The organism is Cloacibacillus porcorum (assembly GCF_001701045.1).
GTDB lineage: Bacteria > Synergistota > Synergistia > Synergistales > Synergistaceae > Cloacibacillus > Cloacibacillus porcorum.
On record NZ_CP016757.1, the window covers coordinates 1,953,681 to 1,972,844 of the forward strand.

The 19,164-nt window shown below is 56.5% G+C and carries 17 protein-coding genes and 1 pseudogene; 6 read left to right on the forward strand and 12 right to left on the reverse strand.

Going from position 1 to position 19,164, the window contains the following annotated elements; translation table 11 throughout:
• Nucleotides 1-12: 12 nt before the first annotated feature.
• The 6 genes from BED41_RS08735 to BED41_RS08760 form a co-directional block, all read right to left on the reverse strand.
• Nucleotides 13-1,320 (reverse strand): Na+/H+ antiporter family protein, encoded by a 1,308-nt coding sequence (locus BED41_RS08735; RefSeq protein ID WP_066744935.1) that lies wholly within the window; start codon nucleotides 1,318-1,320, stop codon nucleotides 13-15.
• Nucleotides 1,321-1,847: 527 nt separating this feature from the next.
• Nucleotides 1,848-2,657 carry a putative hydro-lyase gene (locus tag BED41_RS08740; RefSeq protein ID WP_066744937.1) on the reverse strand — a complete coding sequence of 270 codons (810 nt, stop codon included), beginning with the start codon at nucleotides 2,655-2,657 and terminating at the stop codon, nucleotides 1,848-1,850.
• Nucleotides 2,654-3,427, reverse strand: a complete 774-nt coding sequence (locus tag BED41_RS08745; protein ID WP_066744938.1) for a LamB/YcsF family protein — start codon at nucleotides 3,425-3,427, stop codon at nucleotides 2,654-2,656. Before BED41_RS08745 ends, BED41_RS08740 begins: the two co-directional genes overlap by 4 nt.
• A gap of 19 nt (nucleotides 3,428-3,446) precedes the next feature.
• Nucleotides 3,447-4,502 (reverse strand): 5-oxoprolinase subunit C family protein, encoded by a 1,056-nt coding sequence (locus BED41_RS08750; protein ID WP_066744939.1) that lies wholly within the window; start codon nucleotides 4,500-4,502, stop codon nucleotides 3,447-3,449.
• Between the two features lies 1 nt (nucleotide 4,503).
• Complete coding sequence (gene pxpB / locus BED41_RS08755; protein ID WP_066744941.1) at nucleotides 4,504-5,247, reverse strand: 5-oxoprolinase subunit PxpB; 744 nt, start codon at nucleotides 5,245-5,247, stop codon at nucleotides 4,504-4,506.
• 66 nt (nucleotides 5,248-5,313) lie between these two features.
• Nucleotides 5,314-6,510: an NRAMP family divalent metal transporter gene (locus BED41_RS08760; RefSeq protein ID WP_066744942.1), complete on the reverse strand. Its 1,197-nt coding sequence runs from the start codon at nucleotides 6,508-6,510 to the stop codon at nucleotides 5,314-5,316.
• Between the two features lie 237 nt (nucleotides 6,511-6,747).
• On the opposite strand from BED41_RS08760, the gene BED41_RS08765 reads away from it, so the two are divergent.
• Genes BED41_RS08765 through BED41_RS08775 form a run of 3 tightly spaced genes read left to right on the forward strand, consistent with a single transcriptional unit; the run spans nucleotide 6,748 to nucleotide 8,841 of the window.
• Entirely contained in the window at nucleotides 6,748-7,686 is a 939-nt protein-coding gene (locus BED41_RS08765) for a TolB family protein (protein WP_066744946.1), read from the forward strand.
• Between the two features lie 46 nt (nucleotides 7,687-7,732).
• Nucleotides 7,733-8,497, forward strand: coding sequence for a hypothetical protein (locus BED41_RS08770; RefSeq protein WP_157102311.1), 765 nt, complete (start codon nucleotides 7,733-7,735; stop codon nucleotides 8,495-8,497).
• A 17-nt stretch (nucleotides 8,498-8,514) separates the two neighbouring features.
• Nucleotides 8,515-8,841: a hypothetical protein gene (locus BED41_RS08775; RefSeq protein ID WP_066744950.1), complete on the forward strand. Its 327-nt coding sequence runs from the start codon at nucleotides 8,515-8,517 to the stop codon at nucleotides 8,839-8,841.
• Nucleotides 8,842-9,044: 203 nt separating this feature from the next.
• Here BED41_RS08775 and BED41_RS08780 read toward each other — a convergent pair whose 3' ends face one another.
• The 4 genes from BED41_RS08780 to BED41_RS08795 are packed head-to-tail and all read right to left on the reverse strand — an operon-like array spanning nucleotide 9,045 to nucleotide 14,430.
• Complete coding sequence (locus BED41_RS08780; RefSeq protein WP_066744952.1) at nucleotides 9,045-10,274, reverse strand: RNA polymerase factor sigma-54; 1,230 nt, start codon at nucleotides 10,272-10,274, stop codon at nucleotides 9,045-9,047.
• The gene (locus BED41_RS08785; protein WP_066744953.1) at nucleotides 10,267-11,622 is read right to left on the reverse strand and encodes a sigma-54-dependent transcriptional regulator; all 1,356 of its coding nucleotides are present in this window, start codon (nucleotides 11,620-11,622) and stop codon (nucleotides 10,267-10,269) included. Before BED41_RS08785 ends, BED41_RS08780 begins: the two co-directional genes overlap by 8 nt.
• Nucleotides 11,603-12,934, reverse strand: a complete 1,332-nt coding sequence (locus BED41_RS08790) for a sensor histidine kinase (RefSeq protein ID WP_066744957.1) — start codon at nucleotides 12,932-12,934, stop codon at nucleotides 11,603-11,605. The genes BED41_RS08785 and BED41_RS08790 overlap by 20 nt, the downstream gene beginning before the upstream one ends.
• Nucleotides 12,919-14,430 carry a sodium:solute symporter family protein gene (locus BED41_RS08795; RefSeq protein ID WP_084002365.1) on the reverse strand — a complete coding sequence of 504 codons (1,512 nt, stop codon included), beginning with the start codon at nucleotides 14,428-14,430 and terminating at the stop codon, nucleotides 12,919-12,921. The genes BED41_RS08790 and BED41_RS08795 overlap by 16 nt, the downstream gene beginning before the upstream one ends.
• A 108-nt stretch (nucleotides 14,431-14,538) precedes the next feature.
• Between BED41_RS08795 and BED41_RS08800 the strand changes: the two genes are divergently transcribed.
• Nucleotides 14,539-14,727, forward strand: coding sequence for a hypothetical protein (locus BED41_RS08800; RefSeq protein WP_066744959.1), 189 nt, complete (start codon nucleotides 14,539-14,541; stop codon nucleotides 14,725-14,727).
• Nucleotides 14,728-14,806: 79 nt separating this feature from the next.
• On the opposite strand, the gene BED41_RS08805 is transcribed toward BED41_RS08800, so the two are convergent.
• Both BED41_RS08805 and BED41_RS08810 read right to left on the reverse strand, forming a co-directional pair.
• A complete protein-coding gene (locus tag BED41_RS08805; protein ID WP_066744960.1) occupies nucleotides 14,807-16,159 on the reverse strand; it encodes a phosphoglucose isomerase-related protein in 1,353 nt (450 codons plus the stop codon).
• Between the two features lie 143 nt (nucleotides 16,160-16,302).
• Nucleotides 16,303-16,503: pseudogene (locus BED41_RS08810) on the reverse strand (glutaredoxin family protein); the annotation flags it as partial.
• Nucleotides 16,504-16,831: 328 nt separating this feature from the next.
• On the opposite strand from BED41_RS08810, the gene BED41_RS08815 reads away from it, so the two are divergent.
• Both BED41_RS08815 and gltA read left to right on the forward strand, forming a co-directional pair.
• Nucleotides 16,832-17,677 carry a sulfide/dihydroorotate dehydrogenase-like FAD/NAD-binding protein gene (locus tag BED41_RS08815; RefSeq protein WP_066744961.1) on the forward strand — a complete coding sequence of 282 codons (846 nt, stop codon included), beginning with the start codon at nucleotides 16,832-16,834 and terminating at the stop codon, nucleotides 17,675-17,677.
• On the forward strand, nucleotides 17,668-19,080 hold the full coding sequence (gene gltA / locus BED41_RS08820) for an NADPH-dependent glutamate synthase (RefSeq protein ID WP_066744966.1): 1,413 nt from the start codon (nucleotides 17,668-17,670) through the stop codon (nucleotides 19,078-19,080). The genes BED41_RS08815 and gltA overlap by 10 nt, the downstream gene beginning before the upstream one ends.
• Nucleotides 19,081-19,164: the final 84 nt, after the last annotated feature.

The following is a 19,164-nucleotide window of genomic DNA, read 5'->3' on the forward strand; positions in this document are numbered from 1 at the left end:
TAAACTGCTCTTTTAGTATATGACGAGCGCGCCGATCATCGCGGCGATGAATATCGGAATATTATAGTGCAGGAAGGTCGGCACGCAGGTGTCCCATATATGGTTGTGCTGACCGTCGGCGTTCAGTCCCGAGGTGGGGCCAAGGGTCGAATCGGAGGCGGGAGAGCCGGCATCCCCCAGCGCCGCGGCGGCCGCGATGAGACAGGCTGTAGCGCCAACGGAGAAGCCGAGCTGTGCCGCGAGCGGGCAGTATATCGCGGCAATGACGGGGATCGTCCCGAAAGATGTCCCGATGCCGAGCGTAACGAGAAGGCCTACCGCCAGCATGAGAAACGCCCCCCAGAAGCGGCTGCCGCCGACAATACCGACGACGCTTGATACGAGCTCGTCAACTGCTTTCGTTTCGCGCAGAACATTTCCATAGCCTGCTGCAATGAGCATAATAAAGGCGATGAGCCCCATTATCTCCAGCCCGCCCATAAAGGTGCTGTCGATATCCTTCCATGGAATCGTGCGGGTAAGGATCATGACGATGATGGCGGCTAAAGCGCCGAGCGGCAGTGACCCTGTCATGAGCTGCGCCGCGAAGGCCACGACGATGGCGACAAAGGCGAGTACGTGTGTCCGCGTGAATTTCTCTTCCGGCATATCCATATTGGCGCCGATGATTGGCTTATTCTCATAGACGCGCGGCTTGCTGTACGAGATGTGGAGCGCGATAAGAAGGCCGGCGACCATACCTAATCCTATTATCCATGTATAGTGAAAGACGCCTGTCTTCGCAATCTCCATCCCATTGCGCCCCATCTCACTGGAAACTATTCCGTGGAAGATGAGCCCAAAACCGACGGGAAGCGCGATATAGGGAGCCTTAAGGCCGAAGGTGAGCGCACAGGCCGCCGCGCGGCGATCTATTTTAAGCTCGTTGAAGAGCAGAAGAAGCGGCGGTATCAAAATCGGGATAAACGCGATGTGGACGGGGACCAGATTCTGCGACATACAGGCGATGACGACCAGAATATAGAGAAGGATATATTTTCGTCCCTTAACAACCTTCGCTATCTTCTTGCAGGCGATAGAGGCGATACCGGTCTGGCCGATCGCAACGGCGAAGGTCCCGAGCAGGAAATAGGCGAGCGCGGTCTCGGCGTTGCCGCCCATGCCGCCGATAAGCGTCCCCATCGTATCGGAAATGCTCATGCCGGCGCTTACTCCCGCAACAAGAGCCGCGATAAGAAGGGCAAGTACAATGTTAAGGTTAAATAGACATAGCGCGATCATCACAACAACTGAAATAACAACTGGATTCGTTAAAATCATCATGTTTCCTCCCGTTTATTCGATTTTATTGATCTCTGTTTCCGTTGGCAAAGATAATATACCTTAACAACTTATTTTAGTCTATATCCAATTTTTACTTTTTATTAAAATATCAAATATGCAATGGATACCACTAATAAAAGATATAATCCTGATATTTTCTTATCTTTTAAATATTGTATTTTTGTAGATGTATATATTCTATAAATACTTTTATTTATAGTAATTATATTAATATATAAATATTTTAGCTAAATAAATAGATATACTGCATAAAACAATACGCCTATAACATGTGCGGGTGACTCCGCTAAAATACGCTAGCAGGCAGATGGAAGAGTAACAGCAAAGAATTATGACCTATATACGAATCGTTTTTGGGAAGACCGTCAATCAAATCAACCATCACCATTTGAACCAAGGAATCATTTACCGGCAAACCCGAGAGAGAAAGGCAAATAAAATCCCAGGAAGCCACTTTAGGGCCGCCTGGGATGCAGGTATATGTCGAGTCTCTCTTTGTTAGTTTAAAATACCGCGTAATCCACGTCTTTCGGGTCGCCGATGAACATATAGCCTGGGGCGTGCGTGATCGCGAAGGGCGGTTTGCTCTTCATGAGCACCGCCTGCGGCGTTACTCCGCAGGCCCAGAAGACCGGCGTCTCGCCGTCGCGGATATCTACCGCGTCGCCGAAGTCGGGCTTGCTGACGTCTTTGATGCCGATCGCCACTGGGTCGCCGATATGTACCGGCGCGCCGTGCACCGCGGGGAACCGCCCCGTCGAGAGCACCGCCTTCGGAACCTGAGCGTACTTGACCGGACGCATGCTGACGACCATCGGCCCGGAGAGGCGGCCCGCAGGCTGGTTCTGAATGTTCGTGACGTACATCGGCACGTTGCAGTTCATATCGATATGGCGGATGGGGATGTTCGCCTCCAGCAGCGCGCCCTCAAAGCTGAAGGAACAGCCGAGCAGGAAAGCTACAAGGTCGTCCTTCCAGTATTTAACGACGTCTGATGGTTCGTCGACAAGCTCGCCGTTTTCCCAGACGCGGTATTTCGGAATGTCCGTGCGTACGTCCGAGCCGGGAGCGATCAGTTTAGCCTCCCACTGCCCCGGCTCCGTGATGTCCAGAATCGGGCAGGGCTTAGGGTTGCGCTGGGCAAATACCAGAAAATCATAGGCCCATTCTTTCGGCAGGACGATCATGTTCGCCTGTACGTGGCAGTGGCAGAGGCCGGAGGTGGGATACACCCATTCATTTTCACGTATCAGCCGGCGCATCTCTTTCGGGTCTGTTGAGTAAAATGGTGCGACGTCAAAGGGCAGCGTCATCCGAGCACGACCTCCTTCAAGTTCGTAACTTTAACGCCCGCGGCCTCAAGCGCGGTGCGGACGGCTTTCGCCATTTCAACGGCCTCGGGGGTGTCGCCGTGCATACATATCGACTGCGGACGGAAGTTTATCACCGTGCCGTCCACCGCCTCGACGGTCCCTTCGGTGACCATGCGCACGACGCGCTTCGCGGCGGCCTCCACATCGTGGATCAGCGCGCCCGGCTGCGAACGCGGCACGAGCGAACCGTCCGGCATGTAGCCGCGGTCGGCGAAGGCCTCTGCCGCGAAGGGAACTCCCAGCTCTTTCGCGGCCCGCTCAAATTCCGAGTTCGCGAGCCCCATAAGGATTATATCTTCACCGGCGTCTTTAACGGCCTGAGCGATCGCCTTCGCGAGCGCCGGGTCTTTGGCGGCCTGGTTGTACATCGCGCCGTGCGGCTTCACATGCTGGAGTCTGAAGCCGTTTGCTTCACAGAAGGCTTTCAGCGCGCCTATCTGATAGAGACAGTCCGCATACTCCTCATCGGGGGTGCACTTCATGTTTCGCCGTCCGAAGCCCACAAGGTCGGGATAACCGGGATGCGCGCCGGCAGCGACGCCCTTTTCGGCGCAGGTCTTGAGCGTCTTTTTCATCACAAGCGGGTCGCCTGCGTGGAAGCCGCAGGCTACGTTCGCCGAGGTCACGGCGTTCATGATCGCGGCGTCGTCGCCCATCTTATAGGCGCCGAAGCTCTCTCCGATATCGCTGTTAAGGTCTACTTTGTACATGATCGGTCACTCCTTTTCTTTATATCTCTTCACAGGTGATCTCGTATGTTTTTCCGTTGAGCGTGATTTTAAAACGTCCCGAAAGCGGCGGCGATGATACCTGCTGACTCCGCGAAACATATGACAGGCGCAGCGTGTTCACGCGTTTCACAGCCTCGGCTATCTTCCGCTGTTCCGCCTCTCCCTCGGAGAGCCCTGCCTCGCGGAATCTGACCTTCATGCCAGGCATCTTTTGAACAAGCGCCTCGACGGAAAGCGGCGTGAGGACGCCGATTTTTGTGTAGCCTCCCGTAGTCTGGCGGTCGGCAAGCATTATGATCGGCATTCCATGTCCGGGGATCTGCACCGCGCCGAGCGGTATCCCGTCGGAGACTATATCCGCACCCTTATCCGAATGCTCTATCTTCGGCCCCTCGAGGCGGCAGCCCATCCTGTCGGATTCGGCGGTGATGAGATATTCCGAAGCAAAGAGCAGCTTACGTCCCTCTTCCGTGAAGGCGTCTTGCTGCAGTCCGGTAATTATCGCCAGCGGCTCTTCCGCCGTGACTGCGGGGTTCAGCTCCGCCGGAAGACGGAACCCTTCGAGGCGTCTCCAGAGGGGAGCGGGCTCACCTACCTTTATCACGTCGCCGCTCTTAAGAGCCCGGCCGTCCAGGCCGCCTATCTTCGCGCGCATGTATGTCGTACGGCTGTTCATCACGACAGGGACGTCGACGCCCCCCGCAAAGCAGAGGCAGCCGCGGCAGCCAGCGCCTTTAGGTCCGGTAAAGGTAATGATGTCGCCGTCCTGCAGCACTACGGCCCTCCAGGAGCCAACGGCCCTGCCGTTGACAGAGAAGCCAAGGTCGGCTCCAGAGAATACCGCCGCTCCGCCTCCCTTTACCTCTATCTCCGGCCCGAGCAGCGTAACCTCCAGCGCCGCCGCCCCCTCCGGGTTGCCAAGCATAGCGTTGCCGAGTTTGAGCGCCGGCAGGTCCATCGCCCCCGCGACAGGAACACCGCTCGACTGGTATCCCCAGCGGCCAATATCCTGCACGGAGGTGAGCATCCCCGCCTTTTTAATCGTCAGTTCCATCCTATACCGCCTCCGTTATGACGGGCACATAGGCACCCACAGCCACTTCGGCTTCGATTTTTTTGTATTCTTCTTCCGTGACGGGAACGAAGCGTACCTCATACCCGGCCTCGATCAGCGTCGGGCGCGAGGCCTCAGGCGTAAAGAGGCGCAGCGGCGTACGCCCGATGAGCTGCCAGCCGCCGGGGCTGTCTATCGGATATATACCCGTCTGCTTTCCCGCTATACCGACGCTGCCGCCCTTGATGACGGTGCGCGGATTGGTGAGGCGCGGCGTCGCGATGCTCTCGTCCATGCCACCAAGATAGGCAAAACCCGGCATGAAGCCGATCATATAGCAATGGCAGGCCTTCGCGCTGTGGCGCTTGACAACCTCCTCCTCGGATATCCCCGCGTGTTCCGCGACATTAGCGATATCCGGCCCATATTCTCCGCCGTAACATACCGGTATCGCGATCTCCGTGTGCGGCGCGCCGGACGCTTCACCGCCCAGCTTAGGTGCGGCCTGAGCCTCTTTTATCACGGCGACGGCGCTGGTCATATTAGGGTCGAAATAGACCGCCAGCGATCTGTAGGTGGGAAGGCACTCCACCACCGGCACATTTTTCTGTGTGAGAAGATATTTTTTAAGATTCATCACCGCGTCGTTCGCCCCGCGGTCTATCTCGTCGGCAAACTCAATCACGACGCAGGATTCACCGGCGTTCAAATATTTTGGTTCATCAATATATACTGCCACCGACATCACCCCTTCGCATCAGAGAGGAGCGGTCAGGCCCCTCTCTAATTTTACACCGTAAACCCTTTTCTCTTAGCCGAAAAGTTTCATTATTCCCGTAAGGGACTTGAAGCCCATCCAGGCCGTGAAGACGACCATTATCCAGCCCAGCACTGTGAGGACCATCGGGTGGCGGTAACCCTCGCCGATGATCTTTTTATTGTAGGCCGCCAGCAGCACCGCGCCCAGCGAAACGGGAAGGATGAGTCCGTTCAGCGAGCCTGCGAATACAAGCAGCGTCACCGGGTTGCCCATCGTCGTGAAGATAGCCGTTGATACGCAGATGAAACCGATTATCCAGTAGCGGTGCTTCGCCTCGATCTGACTGAATAACGTGCGCAGGAAGGAGATCGAGGTGTAGGAGGCGCCGACTACCGAGGTGACTGCCGCGCACCAGAGGATGACGCCGAAGATACGGTAGCCTATCTGTCCCGCGCCGATGAGGAAGGCCGATGCGGGCGGGTTCTTCGGGTCCAGCGCCACGCCGGTCACAACCACGCCGAGGATGGCGAGGAAGAGCAGGTAACGCATCACGCCGGTGATGCAGACCGCCGTCACGGAGCCGCGGGATATCTTTTCCAGGTTGCCTACGCCGACGATGTCGGCGTCAATGATACGATGCGCACCAGCGAAGGTAATGTAGCCGCCCACCGTTCCGCCGACCAGCGTGAGGATCGTAAGCCAGTCTATCTTTGAGGGCATCACGGTCTCTTTGAGCGCCAGCCCTACCGGAGGCATCGTCTTGACGACCATGAAGGCGACCATGCAGAGCATGATTATACCAAGTACCTTCGTAAACATGTCCATCGCCTTGCCGGCCTCCTTATTGAGGAAGAGCGCGATGGCGACCAGGGCGCTTATCACCGCGCCGGGCGCTAGAGCCAGGCCGCAGATGACGTTGAGTCCCATCGCCGCGCCGCCGACATTTCCGATGTTAAATACCAGGCCGCCGATAGCGACGAGGATCGCCAAGAAGTATCCCAGACCAGGGAATACTTCGTTCGCCACATCCTGCGCGCGCTTTCCTGATACTCCGAGAATACGCCAGATGTTCATCTGCACGATGATGTCGATTATGATGGAAACGACGATCGCGAAGGCAAAGGCCGCCTTCAGTTTGTCGGTAAAAACCGCCGTTTGTGTGAGGAACCCCGGTCCTATCGCAGAAGTGGCCATCAGGAAGGCCGCGCCGATAAGCACGCTTGCTACAGATTCTTTTTTCTCCGCCATTTTTGTTACCTCCTATGAGATTTTAATAAAACCCTTCACCTATATACATGCAAAAAAGTTGCTATATTTTTTATTGAACAGAAAAATCTTTATCCGCTGCAGGATGCGGTCTTTTCGCGGCAGCTGGCAGTCCAAGTGCCAAGTGTGCGCTTTTCGCACTATGCAGGATGCGCACATCGGCTCATGCGTGCTAAACTAGCACTATTAATTGTGGCTGTTAAAAATGGAGGAGCAGATATGAAAAAATTTACCATACTCTTGCCGGCACTAGTATTAATACTTTTTACCGCCAACCCCAGCGCGGCGGAAAAGATCGCCTTTTCACGCGTCAGCGGCGGTGATTTTTACATTTACACCGCCGATAGCGCGACGGGAAAGACAACGCGGCTGTGCAAAGGCTACGACCCGGAGATATCGCCCGACGGCGGCACGGTCGCCTATACGCAGTATGATAAAACAGGCGGCCGCTTTATAGCGTTCTGTGATATAGCCTCAAGAAAATCACGGGTGATAAAGGAAGTACCGGGGAAAAACAGTTACGGCCCCCGCTGGTCCTCGAACGGAAGGCGTCTGCTGTATAACATCTTCATCGATCAGAGCAGATGGCTCCCCGCTCTTTATGACCTCGATACAAGGAAGAACATGACGATTGGCAGGGATACGGCAAAAACAGACCTCTTCGGCCCCTTCTGGTCCTCAGACTCCGCCTTCGTATATGCTTTTGACTTCGAAAACATCTATAAATTTTCGGAGACGGATGGCAGGCTTATGGAGAATATCCCCATGAACAGACTGCTGCCCTCCGATAATATCCTCATCAGCAGCGCCACCGGGATATCCGTATCGCCGGACGGCACCATGTGGCTCTTCGCAGCGGAGGTCGGCGGCGAAAAATGCGCGCTCTGCGCGGCGGCTGGAAACCCGGCTGAGGCCAAAGGCGCGGCGTTTATCTACCGTCTGACTACGAAAAAAACGGAACGCCTCGCCGTGGGCGGCCTCTGCGTAAGCGACGCCGCCTGGCTCGGCGCGGACGAGATAATCTTTTCCGCGCACGCCCCGTCGGAAAAATCACGCGCCAAGTCAGCTAACATTTACGACATCTATAGGATGAAACTTAACGGAGAAAAACCGCGTAAAATAATCGCAGAGGGGAACACGGTCAGCGCCGCGAAATAACGCGGTCGCCGCCAACTATTTCAGCGCCCTCGTAAAAATCATGTCTATGCACGAAATAGAGAACCTCGTAGAATCTTCCATAATCACGCTCGCCAAACACGCTCCGGAACATCCACGCAGAGAAAGCATCTGTCTCAGCCTCTACGCGCTGCAAAGGCAGTTCGACTGCGGCTATACTCTCCCGCGCGTGGCAAAAGAACTTAAAAAACTTCATTATCTCTTTTATATTCCAGCAACAAAACTGCCCCAGCAGGAGAGAGGCGAAGCAGAGAATATCATTAAAGATGGAGGCGGCCACATGGCGGACAAAACTTATGTCGACCGCGAGAGCGAACTCTGTTATGTCACCGCCGGTTCGGAGCTGTGGGGAAAGCTGCTGGATTTAAAAATACTGCCGGAATCGGCGCGCTCGCAGTTGAGCGACGACCTCTACCCTATGGAGCTCGCCGAAATCATCGTGCCTCTCGCGGCACTGGCAGCCGCGTCGGACGAAGCAGACTCAACCGGCGGCGCGGTCAGGACGCTCGGTCTCTGGTATGCGCTCTTTCCGCTGCTCTGCGCCGCGGCTGGTTACGACGACGAGGCAAATGCCCCCGAAGAAAAACAGATATATGAACTGCTCCGCCGGCTATCTTTGCCGGAGGCATTCGCGGCGGCGGAATTGCACTGCGGTGGATTGGACTTTACGGCCTTCGACACTGAGGCTATGGGCTTCCTCAACGGCTGGGCGGAACCATATCATAAATGGAAGAGGCATAGGTCCACAGCCTCATCCGCGCCTGCGGACGGGAACGACTGCGGTCCGGCATGAGACACGGGGGCCGGAGCATGCGGCGCTCAATTTCCACCCTCGCGATAAGGATCGTCTGGGGGCTGCTATGTCTCACATTTTCTATCCTCATAGTTTCGGACGTCGTCTCTTTTGTGAAAGAACCCTCCCAGTATCCGTTGGGAACGGAGCTCGGCTGGTGCTACCGTTCGCCACGCAACTACATTGGCAGCGGCCTTTTATTGGTGGGCTGGGAACTGGCAGGTACACTTTCATCCGTATTCTGCGAACGTAAACACGGCCGCGCCGCCTTGATCGGCCATTTCACCGCCACAGCCGCCTATATAGCCTATATATTTGTAAAAATCATCAATGGAAGCTGGTAAACGATAAAAATAGAGGAAAACCCGAAAATATATCTTACGACGGCAACCAGGAAATGAAGACCAGGCAGAGATTCTTCCGGTAAACGGCCTTAACTAAATTTAACGGCAGCTAGAATATCACGCAAAACAGCGGCCTGCCGAGCATTCCGCAGTAAGATAGTTTGGCGTTTATACACAGGGCAATAAGAGAAGCGCCGCCGTTTTTATCTTCCGCGCGCGGCCCCTATCTTTGCGCTGTGCCAGGCTACCGTCCGCGTCGGCAGTCCGAGCCGTTCGCCTATCTCGCGGTTCGTCAGCCCCTGAGCGCGCAGCGTTGAGATCTGCGTACGCAGCGCGGCGATACTGACCGTTTTTTCCGCCGCCGCGGCCCGGGAGAAAAATATCCTCATCGGGTAGCTCCTGCCACTTATCAGACAGGAGGTATTCTGCATTGCGCGGTAGAGCGTCGAAGTATGCAGTGACAACGCCGCGGCGGCCTCTTTGTATGTGAGCGGCTCCGGCGGGCGCGAAGGGGCCATGACCTTTTCGCGCTGGACGGAGGCGATGTGGAACGCGGCGCGCAGCAGGGTGCGGTAGCGCATACCCAGCTTTTTAAGCGTATCTCTTGCCGCCCGCCATTCGCCGCGCAGCCATTTTTCACGCAGCAAAGCATCCGAAAAGGCCTCGAACTCCGCAAAACCGTTCTCCACCCGCGGCATATTTTCAACGATAAGGCGCGGCGTTATCCTTTCTCCCTCAATGACAAACTCAATGTCCGGAAGGCTAAAGGCCGCCGGCGCGAAGTTTCTGCCGGGAGCTGGATCTAGGCTGCGAAGCAGCGCCAGCGCCGCCTCGATTTCACCGGCTTCCAAACCCTGTGAACCGCCCCACTCTGCGGCGCGGCCGGAAAGCAGAACTGCCTCCCCCTCCGTAAGCAGCCGCCAGGCGGCGCCTCCCTCTAACCTGCCGCGCCGCAGCTGTATCAGCAGCGACTCTTTAAGATCAGCGGCAAAAAGGCCGGCGGGCTCGACATAATCCTGTAAATTCTTTATAAACCGTTCCGCCGCCGCGGCGTCGATACCCGCGATGGAGGCGGCCTCCTCGGGCGTGGTGTTCAGGTATCCCCGCTCGTCAAGCAGCGAGCTCCAAAAGGCCGGATCAGCCGCTGTCCCCTCAAGGAAGGCAAAACCCGGACAGCCGCATATCTGTGGATAGAGGGCGGCGTCCAGCGACGGCCTTTCGGCGATATTTTCGTAGAAATCCTCCGCGTCCTCTATTCTTACGGAAAAACCACGGGGCGGCGAAAACCGCACCAGCGCGTTATCCCCCGCCAGCGCGCGGCAGATATCGGTGAGCTCCGCGGCCGGCGCGAGCAGAAGGTTAGCGCCCAAAAAGGCCTTTGGCGAAAGCCGGGGTTTACCCCGGAGGCCGGACAGCAGCCTCAGTTCATTCAAGCCCGTGCCTCTGCATCCTCCGTATCAGGGAAAAGCGCGAGATGCCAAGCTCGGCGGCGGCCTGCGTGCGGTTACCGCCGCATTTGGCAAGCGCAGCGGTGATGAGTTCCCGCTCAACGCGGTCAATCGTATCGTTGAGCGACGCGCCGGGGGCGACGACGCGGCTTTCGGGGACCAGGCCGACCGGGTGGGCGTCAAGCATCTCCATCGGCAGGTCGGCGAGGCGCACAAGTGAATCCGCCTGGCTGCGCAGAATCAGGATCCTCTCGATCATGTTCCGCAGCTCGCGCACATTTCCCGGCCAGGGGTAACTCAGAAAGACCTCCTGCACCTCCTCCGTAAGCTCGGGCAGAGGCCTGTTCATCCTCTTAGAGCAGTCGCCGAGGAAATATGAGGCCAGCTCGAGGATATCCTTCCCCCGTTCACGCAGCGGCGGCAGTTTTATCGGTATCACCGATATCCGGAAATAGAGGTCCTTGCGGAAGCTCTCCTCCCGCACCTTCTTTTCAAGGTCAAGGCAGGTGGCGCAGATGAGCTTCAGGCTTATCTTCTTCTCCTTCGTGCTCCCCAGCGGCCTTATCGTACGCTGGTCGATAAAGCGGAACAGCTTCGTCTGCAGAGAGAGCGGCAGATCGCCGATCTCGTCGAGAAAGAGCGTACCCTTGTCGGCGACCTCGATCAGCCCCGGCTTATTTGAGTCGGCTCCGGTATAGGCCCCCTTGGCGTAGCCAAAGAGCTCCGCCTCCAGCAGCGCCTCCGGTATCGCCGAGCAGTTGACTGCGACAAACTCCCCCTGGCAGTTTGAGGCGCGGTGGATCATCCTTGCCGCCACCTCCTTCCCAGTACCGCTCTCTCCCGTCAAAAGCACCGTCACATCCTGGTAGGGAGCGAGCTTTGACAGCGTCTCGCTGACCTTTTCCATCGCGGGAGAGGAGCCGAGCAACAGATTCGATTCGTCGGCCATCATCACCTCGGCCTGATTCTGCAGCCGTATCGATTCAAAGGCACGCGTCACCATATTCATCGCCGCGTCGAGGGGGAAGGGCTTGTCAAGATAATTATAGGCTCCCTGGCGTATCGCCCTGACGACGAGGCTGGAATCGCCGAAGGCCGTCATCATCACCACACGGCAGCGAGGCGCGATCTTGAGGATTATCGGCAGCATGTCGAGGCCGTTTCCGTCGGGGAGGCACTGATCGAGGAACACCAGCGACGGTATCTCGGTGTTGAGCGCCTCCTGCAATTCATGTATCGTGGGGATACATTTAACGCTGTAGCCCTTTTTCTCAAAGGCCTTTTTCAGCCCCCCCGCAAGATTGGTCTCGTCGTCAACTATCCAGATGCTCATCGTCTCTTCCTCCGTGCTGTAATTTCAGATAGATCTTAAATGTAGTTCCGTTCGGCGAGCTCTCAAGCGAAAGCTCGCCGCCGAGCCCCTCCACTATTCGCTGTACGATACTGAGGCCAAGCCCCGTACCCTCCTTTTTCGTGGTAAAAAAGGGGTCGAAAATCCTGTGTTCGATATCGGGGGATATCCCTGGTCCCGTGTCGGAGACCATTATCATCCCCATCTTCTCCCCGCCGCGCGGCGCCGGGGCGTAGCCGATGGCGACGGTCAGCACCATCTCCCGCTCCCCATTCAGCGGCGACATCGACTGCATCGCGTTGAGAGCGAGGTTCATCACCAGCTGACGCAGCAGCTCGCTGTCCGCCATGACGGCGACATCCTGCGCTGCGCTCTGCAATACCAGCCGCACATTATATTTCTGCGCCTGCGAGCCGAGCATCGCCCCGCTCCACGGCAGAAGGTCGTCCAGCTTCACCGGCGTAATGACGGTAGGACGCGGCCTCACGAATGAAAGAAGCTGCATAACTATATTGTTGAGCCGGTCCATCTCGCTGCCGAGAACAGCGATCTGCTCCCGTGCCTCCTCCGCGTCCTGCTGCCCCTCTCCACCGGCGGCCAGCCTGTCTATCTCGTCGCGCAGCAGATCCGTTTGTATCCGCATACTCGCGAGCGGGTTGCGTATCTCGTGGGAAAGCCCGGATATCATCTCGCCAAGCGCCGCCAGCCGGTCCATCCGGCTCACCTGCCGCTGGACCTCGCGCCACCGTTCAAGCTGAGAGGACATATTGTTGAAGCTCTCGACAAGCTCGTGAAATTCATAGGGAGAAAAGAGCGTCTGCGGTATCCTTACCGATACACCACCCGCGACCTCCCGGCACATCCATGTAAGGCGGCGCAGCGGCCTCGTAAGCATATACGAGAGGAATACGGCAAGTTCTACGGCGATGATGAGCCCGAGCATCCCGACCAGTATCAGGTAACGCTCCTCCTCCACCATATCGACATAAATCCTCTGCGTGTTGGCGGAAAAACCATACTCTTTGCCGCCGCTGTCTATGGTGAGCGACGGGACCTCACCGGCGGAGGTACCGCGCCAGTAGGGACCTAGCTCCTGCGCCATGACCTCCGGACTGTAGCTGAGATCATAATCTTTCATCAGGCGCTTCAGCCTCTCCGCCGACCTGCCGGCAGAGACAAGCTTGTCGCTGTAACTCTGGTGCAGGCGCGCTCCAAGCATCAGCACCACCATAGAGAGCGCGAGCAGGAGGAATATCCATTTCATCAGGGCTTCAAGACTTACCCTGCGAAACATTTCTTAGACCTCACAAACTTAGCAGCCATAAAGACCAGCCATTCCCCAACAAGCACGATGAGCATCGCATACTCCGGTTCGATATGGAAACCAAATATAAGGAGGAACTGGAGCATTATCGCGAGGCTGAGGACGGCGAAAAGTATCTCCTTAACGATGAGCCCGGGAGTGAAGAGCGGATAAAAATAGGCGATCGCGACGAGCGTCCAGCTTATCGTCCCCAGCTTTATATAGCCTGGCAGCCCCGCGTGGCTCAGCATCAGGGCGACGGAGGCTATCACCGTTATCGCAATGCGGTTGATAAAGAGAAAACGCTCCTCCTGAAAGGGGCGCAGCTCGCTTTCGTCCTTTTTCAGCGGCAGCAGATCATAACAGAGGGAACAGGCGGCGAGCAGCAGCTGCGAGTTGGCCGTGCTCACCGCCGCCGCGATGACACATACAAGCAGCAGCATTCCGGCAAAAGGCGGAAGAAACTGCCCAAGTTTGGCAAAGGCCAGAGTCTCCTCAAGGCCGCCGATAAGCGGATATTTCAGGCGGCAGACCATGATGAAAAACGTCAGGCAGAGATATATCCAGCCAACCACATAGGGAGAGAGCGTCAGCATTCCGTAAGCCTCGCGCCTGCTGCGGCAGGCGATTATCCTGATCATATACTGCGGGTTGGTGGCGACGCCGAGCCCCCAGACAAGCATCATCGCGAAGGCGGAAAATACCTCCGAGAGGGAAAAACTATTCAGGGAAAGCTCCGCGCTTTCGGCGCGGAACACCTCACGGGCGGCGGTAAAGCTGAAGCCCTCCGGCAGGCAGAACCAGGCGGCTACGGTCACGCCGAGGATTATCAGCAGCAGGTTGAGCATATCGCTGCGCACGACGGAGAGATAGCCGCCAAAGGTCGTGTACAGCACAAAGAGGTAGATCAGCGAGGTCGCCGCGAACCCCTGCGGTATCTCAAGCATATACGAAACGACGACGCCGAAGGCGCGGAACTGAATGACCAGATAGACGACATAGAGAAAAATCATCGTCAGCGCAACGAGCCTGCGCACGCGCACGTCTCCGTAGCGCTTTTCAAGCCACTCGGGCAGAGAGGTGACGCGCGCCGCCCGCAGACGTTTTACTACAAAGGGGAAAAACAGCAGGCCGATCATCCAGCCGTTGACCGAAGCCCAGAAGGCGACATAACCGGAACGGTAAAACCAAATGCCGAAGCCTACGAGCGAGAGCGGACTCATCCACGTCGCGCAGAAGGTGGCCAGCGTCGGAAACAGCGCCACCTTCATGTCGCCCAGATAGAAGGATTTTTTCGTCTCCTTCCAGGCAAAGGACTGTCCCGTCAGCAGGATGATAAATACCGTATAGGCCCCGAAGGCCGCGAGGTAATAGATAAGCGGCGACATCAGCGTGAGCCGCGCCGGAGAAAATGGATGATGACGCCTGGGGCCACCGTCAGTAAAATAAATACCAGCCATATAAAGGTGCTGAGCCTCATCCGTCATTCCTCCCGCAGGACATAAATTAAGCCGTTCGCAAACTAGCCGTTGCTTTCGGTATGTAGTAATATAATTATTATAATATCTCTTGTGGAAATTTGGAGGCTTCTCAACATGGCAAAACAACAGCCCGAGGGCGTATATCTCTACATAAATGACAGCGGAGAACGGTTCATCGCGGTAATAGACGCCTTTGGCATGGCAAATATGCTCCCCTGGATGCAGCCGGGAGAGACCGACAACATCATCGAAAAGAGCTGGAACCTCACGGGAGACTTCATCAAACTGAGGATATCGGAGTAGGAGTTACTTTCATAAAAAGGCCCGCTTCCTCAATCCATAAGGAAGCGGCCCGCCTGTTTTCTATCAGTCAAGTCTGGAATTAAAGCGCCTCGATCCTCTCAGCGGCGATCTTTCGGAACCACTCGCCTACCTCTTCGGCGTCCTTTTCATAGCCCGCGCGGCCCATAAGGCCGTAAGTATATTTCTTACCCTGCTCGACGCCGGGCTGGTCGAAGGGATTGATGCCCATCATGCGTCCCGTGAGCGCCGTCAGATATTCGTAGAAAAAGACCAGCGCCCCGACGGTCTCCGCGTCGAGCTTTTCAAGCTCCAGCCAGACGAGCGGATGGCCGGACTTCACGATCGCCGCCGCGGTGCTCTTCGCCTCGAGGTTCAGCATCGCGCCGATTCCCTGCCCATCAAGATACTTGAGCGGCGAAAGGGCCTCGTGCTCTATAGCCGGCACTGAAAGTTCCACGCCGTGACCCTCTGCGCATATCAAAGTGAAAAACTTGTCGTCGGGGCCCTCGGTGTAGAGCTGCACCTGCGAATGCTGGTCTATTGCGCCGAGCGCGCGCACCGGCGTCGTCCCGAGTCCATTTTTGCCGAGGCTCTCGGCCCAGAGCTGAGCGTACCACTCCGCGAAGTAGGCCATCTTGCTTGAATAGGGCATAAGGACGGACATCGGGCGTCCCTCCCTCTCGTGCAGCAGATGGATCGCGCCAAGCTTCAGCGCGGGATTTTTATCAAAATCTTTCTCCGCGGTTAAAAAATCCCTCATCGCGGCGGCTCCTTTGAGCAACGCGGGAGCGTCGATGCCGAGCGCAGCGGCGGTGACAAGCCCCGCGGGACAAAGCACGGAGTAACGTCCGCCGACGGAGGCGGGAAGCTCCATCACGCGGCAGTCGGAGCCGTTCGCGAAGGCACGGAATATCCCCTTTTCCGGGTCGGTGATCACGAGGATGTCGGCGTCACTTTGCCCCTTTTTAAGCAGCTCGCTGCGGTACCAGAGGAACTGCGTCATCGTCTCTGCGGTGGCGCCCGATTTACTGACGCCGACGAGCGCGACGCGCCCCTCCTTTACGCGCTCCCATATTGAGAGCGTCTTATCAGGATCGGGATTATCCGCGAGATAAAACTTCGGCCCCGGCGTGCTCTCATTGTAAAAACCGTCCAAAAGCGCCTGATTCAGCATCAGGTTTCCCAGAGCGGAGCCGCCGATGCCTACCTGTATCACGCTGTCGTAGCCCGCAAGCCATGCCGCCGTCTCCTCTATCTCTTCGACCGGGGAATCCGGCAGCGCCAGCCAGCCGTGTCCCTCGGTACAGGAGGGCGTCTCCGCGAGCCATCGCTGCGCGGCCAACGCCGCCGCGCCAAAACTCTCTTTCAGTTCAGTAAATGTCGTTGTGCTCCCGCCCAATGATGCGCCAAATGAAAATGAAATTTTCTTCATCGAAAACACCGGCCTTCTGCATGAATGTGAACAACAAAAAAATAGCGACGGCTGGCTCCAGGCCCGCCGTCACTATAATATACCCAATCTCTCTTTTTTTCACTCTCCGTCCGCCTCTAAAGAGTGTAAACGGCGTCAGGTTTTCAGGAAATCAGGTTATTTTCCTTGAGGGCCGCCTCCAGCTCTCCGGGGTTATAGCCGACGACGAACCTATCGCCGATGAGGGTGACCGGCACGCCCATCTGTTTCGTCTTTTTTACAAGCTCCATCGCCGCCGCCCGGTCTGCAGAGACGTCCACGGTCGTATATGCCACCTTAAGATTGTCAAGGAACTCCTTGACCTTAGTGCACCACGGTCAGGTCTGTGACGTGTATACCTTTACTTCCATATTTATATCACCGCTCCTTAAAGTTATTTTAAAATCGTTTCACTTATTATATTATACCCCATAAACTCTAAATAGTCCCCCGCATAAAAGACAGATGTTTTTTCGCAAAAAACCTTCCTTTTAGCGTCCGTACCATTCCTCCAAAAATTCTTTTACGGTTGGTTTGCCCTTTTATGCTTAGGCACATTGCATTATTTACGAAATTGCGTTAAATTTATAGCCAGTTTGCGTAAATTGGGAAACGAGGCATAAATTGCTCTTACATTCTTAGAGGAGGTACATCATGTTCAAAATCGTATCAAAGCAAAAGCTTGCGCCGAAAGAATTCGACATCTGGGTCGAAGCTCCGCGCATCGCGAATCACGCGAAGGCGGGCCAGTTCGTCGTTCTCCGCGTCGACGACTCGGGAGAGAGAATCCCCCTCACAATCGCCGATTACGACAGCGAGAAGGGGCTTATCCGCCTCATCTTCCAGGTTGTAGGCAAGACGACGGCTCTCATGTCCGGACTCGGCGTCGGGGACTGCATCCAGGACATCTCCGGCCCTCTCGGCACTCCCAGCGAGATCGAGAACTACGGCACGGTGCTCATGGTCGGCGGCGGCGTCGGCATAGCTGCCCTCTTTCCCATCATCAAATCCCTGAAACTCGCAGGCAACAAGGTCATCACCATCCTCGGCGGACGCACCTCGGACCTCGTGATCATGAAGGACGAGTGCCGCAAATACTCCGACGAACTGATCATCACCACCGACGACGGCTCCGAGGGTATGAAGGGCGTCGTTACCGAGGCTATGAAGATGGTAGTCGAGCGCGGCGAAAAGATCGACCGCTGCTGGTGCATCGGCCCCTCCATCATGATGAAGTTCGGCACCAAGGCCGCCAAAGAACTCGGCCTTCCCATCTGGGTTTCGCTTAACCCGCTGATGGTCGACGGGACCGGCATGTGCGGCTGTTGCCGCGTGACGGTCGATGGCAAGATATTCTTTGCCTGCGTCGACGGCCCCGAATTCGACGGGCACAAGGTCAACTGGGACGAGTTCATGAGCCGCCTCCGCCAGTATAAAGACGAAGAAAAAATTTCCATGGAAAAATATGAAGCAGAAGTAGGTGAACCGACATGGCTGTAACATTCTCAAAGTGGAAGACCCCCATTAAAGAACAGGATCCTGAGGTACGTAAAGGCAATTTCGGTGAAGTTTGCCTCGGCTATAGCCTTGAAGAGGGACAGCTTGAGGCCGGACGCTGCCTCCAGTGCAAAACGAAGCCCTGCATCGCGGGCTGCCCCGTCAAGATCGACATCCCCGCCTTCATCAAGTGCGTCAAAGAGGGCGATATGGCCGGCGCCGCCGAAGTAATGGATAAATACACGAACCTTCCCGCCGTCTGCGGACGCGTCTGCCCGCAGGAATCACAGTGCGAAGGCCTCTGCACCGTCGGTAAGATGAAGGACTTTGAGCCTGTCGCCATCGGCAAGCTTGAGCGCCTCGTCGCCGACTGGAAATACGCACAGGAAAATATGGCTCCCAAGGCCTACGAGGGCGAAAAGAAGGGCAAAGTCGCGGTAGTCGGCTCCGGCCCCTCAAGCCTCACCGTCGCTGGCGACCTCGCGAAGATGGGCTACGAAGTAAAGATATTCGAAGCCCTTCACGCGGCCGGCGGCGTCCTCATCTACGGCATCCCCGAATTCCGTCTCCCCAAGAAGATCGTCAAGATGGAGATCGAGGCGATGCAGAAGCTCGGCGTAGATATCGAATGCAACGTCGTCGTCGGCAAGACGATCACCATGCAGGAGATCATGGAAGAATATGACGCCTGTTACATCGCGGTCGGCGCGGGCGCGCCTCACTTCCAGGGCGTCCCCGGCACCACGCTCAACGGCGTATACTCCGCCTCCGAGTACCTCACAAGAATCAACCTCATGCACGGCTATGAGTTCCCGAAATTCGACACCCCCGCAAAAAAGGCGAATAAGGTAGTCGTCATCGGCGGCGGCAACGTCGCGATGGATGCCGCCCGCTCCGCGAAGCGCCTTGGCGCCGAAGAGGTTACGGTAGTCTACCGCCGTTCGCTCGCCGAACTCCCCGCGCGTATCGAAGAATACCACCACGCCGTTGAAGAGGGCATCATCTTCAACTGGCTCACCAACCCGACCGAATATGTCGACGACGGCAATGGACAGCTTAAGGGCGTCAAATGCATCAAAATGGAGCTCGGCGAGCCCGACGCCTCCGGCAGACGCCGCCCCGTTCCCGTCGAGGGCAGCGAGTTCTTCATCGAGGCCGACTGCGCCATCGAGGCGATCGGACAGGGCTCCAACAAAGTCCTGCTCTCGACCTTCCCCGAGATGAAGCTCAACAAGTGGGGCTACATCGAAGCCGACGAAAAGACCGGCGCTACCTCCGTTCCCGGCGTATTCGCGGGTGGTGACATCGTCACCGGCGCGGCCACCGTCATCCTCGCGATGGGCGCCGGCAAAGACGCCGCCGTGGCGATCGACAAATACATCACAGAAAAGAAAGCCGCGAAGTAAGCGTCCCTTTTCCGAACAACCAACACCCCCGCTCTTTCGCAGCGGGGGTGTTTTTATATCAAAGAGGCTAACCGCTATTTATCT

Excerpts from the sequence above, each read along its gene's own strand:
- BED41_RS08785 (WP_066744953.1), bottom strand. The coding sequence starts at position 11,622 with ATGAGCATCTGGATAGTTGACGACGAGACCAATCTTGCGGGGGGGCTG.
- BED41_RS08770 (WP_157102311.1), top strand. The coding sequence starts at position 7,733 with ATGCACGAAATAGAGAACCTCGTAGAATCTTCCATAATCACGCTCGCC.
- BED41_RS08735 (WP_066744935.1), bottom strand. The coding sequence starts at position 1,320 with ATGATTTTAACGAATCCAGTTGTTATTTCAGTTGTTGTGATGATCGCG.
- BED41_RS08790 (WP_066744957.1), bottom strand. The coding sequence starts at position 12,934 with ATGTTTCGCAGGGTAAGTCTTGAAGCCCTGATGAAATGGATATTCCTC.
- BED41_RS08765 (WP_066744946.1), top strand. The coding sequence starts at position 6,748 with ATGAAAAAATTTACCATACTCTTGCCGGCACTAGTATTAATACTTTTT.
- BED41_RS08740 (WP_066744937.1), bottom strand. The coding sequence starts at position 2,657 with ATGACGCTGCCCTTTGACGTCGCACCATTTTACTCAACAGACCCGAAA.
- gltA (WP_066744966.1), top strand. The coding sequence starts at position 17,668 with ATGGCTGTAACATTCTCAAAGTGGAAGACCCCCATTAAAGAACAGGAT.
- BED41_RS08745 (WP_066744938.1), bottom strand. The coding sequence starts at position 3,427 with ATGTACAAAGTAGACCTTAACAGCGATATCGGAGAGAGCTTCGGCGCC.
- BED41_RS08795 (WP_084002365.1), bottom strand. The coding sequence starts at position 14,430 with ATGACGGATGAGGCTCAGCACCTTTATATGGCTGGTATTTATTTTACT.
- BED41_RS08800 (WP_066744959.1), top strand. The coding sequence starts at position 14,539 with ATGGCAAAACAACAGCCCGAGGGCGTATATCTCTACATAAATGACAGC.
- BED41_RS08760 (WP_066744942.1), bottom strand. The coding sequence starts at position 6,510 with ATGGCGGAGAAAAAAGAATCTGTAGCAAGCGTGCTTATCGGCGCGGCC.
- BED41_RS08775 (WP_066744950.1), top strand. The coding sequence starts at position 8,515 with ATGCGGCGCTCAATTTCCACCCTCGCGATAAGGATCGTCTGGGGGCTG.
- pxpB (WP_066744941.1), bottom strand. The coding sequence starts at position 5,247 with ATGTCGGTGGCAGTATATATTGATGAACCAAAATATTTGAACGCCGGT.
- BED41_RS08815 (WP_066744961.1), top strand. The coding sequence starts at position 16,832 with ATGTTCAAAATCGTATCAAAGCAAAAGCTTGCGCCGAAAGAATTCGAC.
- BED41_RS08750 (WP_066744939.1), bottom strand. The coding sequence starts at position 4,502 with ATGGAACTGACGATTAAAAAGGCGGGGATGCTCACCTCCGTGCAGGAT.
- BED41_RS08805 (WP_066744960.1), bottom strand. The coding sequence starts at position 16,159 with ATGAAGAAAATTTCATTTTCATTTGGCGCATCATTGGGCGGGAGCACA.